This is a genomic window from Brevundimonas sp., from assembly GCF_032017145.1.
Classification (GTDB): Bacteria; Pseudomonadota; Alphaproteobacteria; order Caulobacterales; family Caulobacteraceae; genus Brevundimonas.
This window is the reverse complement of the sequence record NZ_DALZQC010000222.1, coordinates 1-1,783: the sequence shown is the minus strand read 5'-3', so window position 1 is coordinate 1,783 and position 1,783 is coordinate 1. Positions and strand designations below refer to the sequence as shown.

Below are 1,783 nucleotides of genomic sequence, written 5' to 3'. Positions count from 1 at the left end.
CCCTCGGCCCCGCCGCCGCCGAAGAAGGCGCCGGCCGAGGACTTGAGCGGATTGTACTGAGGTTCTAGGTAGGCCCATCGAACGGCGCGTCCTCGTGGCGCGCCGTTCTTCATTTTTCTTGCCCTACCGTGAAGCCTACGGGCTTCACTACTTGAGGGCGTTGTGTCGCGGAGATTGCGATGAGACCGGATGTCGAGGCCATGAAGGCCGACATCGAGCAGAGCGTCGCTCTGCTCAGGAGGCGTCTTTGACTGGGATGCCGCTCTAAGAAAGCTCGATGAGCTGAACGCGCGGGTCGAGGACCCGACGCTGTGGGACAAGCCCGACGAGGCCCAGGCCGTCAGTCGCGAACGCTCTCAGCTGGAAGGCAAGATCAATACCGTCAAGGCGATGGAGCAGGACCTGGAAGACGGGGTCATGCTGGCCGAGATGGCCGACGAGGAAGGCGACGAGGACGCGCTGGAAGACGCGCGCGCGTCTCTACGCGGCATCAAGGACCGCGCCGCCCGCGCCGAGCTGGAAGCCCTGCTGTCCGGCGAGGCCGACGGGAACGACGCCTATCTGGAAGTGAACTCCGGCGCCGGCGGCACCGAGTCGAACGACTGGGCGGGGATGCTGCTGCGGATGTATTCCCGCTGGGCCAAGGCGCACGGCTACGAGGTCACGATCGAGGCCCACGAAGAGGGCGAACAGGCGGGGGTCAAGTCGGCCACCATCCTGATCGAGGGACCGAACGCCTATGGCTGGCTGAAGTCCGAATCGGGCGTTCATCGCCTGGTCCGCATCAGCCCCTATGACGCGGCGGCCAAGCGCCACACCAGCTTCGCCTCCATCGGGGTGTCGCCGGTCGTGGACGACGCCATCGAGATCGACATCAACCCCTCGGACGTGCGCACCGACACCTATCGCGCGTCCGGCGCGGGCGGTCAGCACATCAACAAGACCGACTCGGCCGTGCGTCTGACCCACACCCCGACCAATACGGTCGTGGCCTGCCAGGCGGGTCGGTCGCAGCACCAGAACCGGGAAATGGCCTGGAAGATGCTGCGGGCGCGCCTGTACGAACTGGAGTTGCAGAAGCGCGAAGCGGCGGCTCAGGCTCTGGCCGACGCCAAGACGGACATCGGCTGGGGCCACCAGATCCGGTCCTACGTGCTGCAGCCGTATCAGATGGTGAAGGACCTGCGGACCGAGGTGGAGACCTCGGACACCCAAGGGGTGCTGGACGGCGATCTGGACGCCTTCATGGGCGCGGCCCTGGCGGCCCGGGTCGGCGAGACGCGCGGGTCCAGCGTCGATTAAGCAGAAGGGGCGGTCCTATGGATCGCCCCTTCTTCGTTTGAGCTGGGCGCCTCAGGCCGGCGACTTGGTCTCGGTCTTGTCCGCCTTGTCGGGCTTGGGGGCAGGGGCCTCCAGCATGGCGGCGCCGGGGGTGTCGCGCTTGGCCTGGTTGCAGCGGCCCTGGAACCAGGCACCCTGGTCGATGGCCAACTGCTCCTGGGTGATGTCGCCCTCAACGCGGGCGGTGGCGTAGAGCTTGACCTGTTTGGCCACGATGGCGCCCGAGACGCGGCCGCGCACGTCCAGCACGTCGGCATGGACCGTTCCCTCGACCGAGCCGCCTTCGCCGATGACAACGCGCGAGACGCGCACGTCGCCCTTCAGCGAGCCGTCGACCTGAAGCTCGCCGGCGCCGGAGATATTGCCTTCATACTTCACGCCCGCCGACAGGGTGGACAGGTTGCTGGACCGCGAGGCCGTGCGTGCCGGCTCCGCCGCGCGC

General features: G+C 67.4%; 2 protein-coding genes. One reads left to right on the top strand and one right to left on the bottom strand.

The window, feature by feature from the left end; translation table 11 throughout:
• Nucleotides 1-179 precede the first annotated feature (179 nt).
• A protein-coding gene (prfB, locus tag RTU05_RS18170; RefSeq protein WP_312599679.1) for a peptide chain release factor 2 occupies nucleotides 180-1,302 on the top strand; the annotation gives its coding sequence in 2 pieces (ribosomal slippage) (nucleotides 180-248 and nucleotides 250-1,302; 1,122 coding nt in all).
• 51 nt (nucleotides 1,303-1,353) lie between these two features.
• Here the strand turns inward: prfB and RTU05_RS18165 are convergent.
• Nucleotides 1,354-1,783 (bottom strand): polymer-forming cytoskeletal protein (locus RTU05_RS18165; RefSeq protein WP_312599678.1); only part of this gene is annotated, 430 nt, incomplete at its 5' end.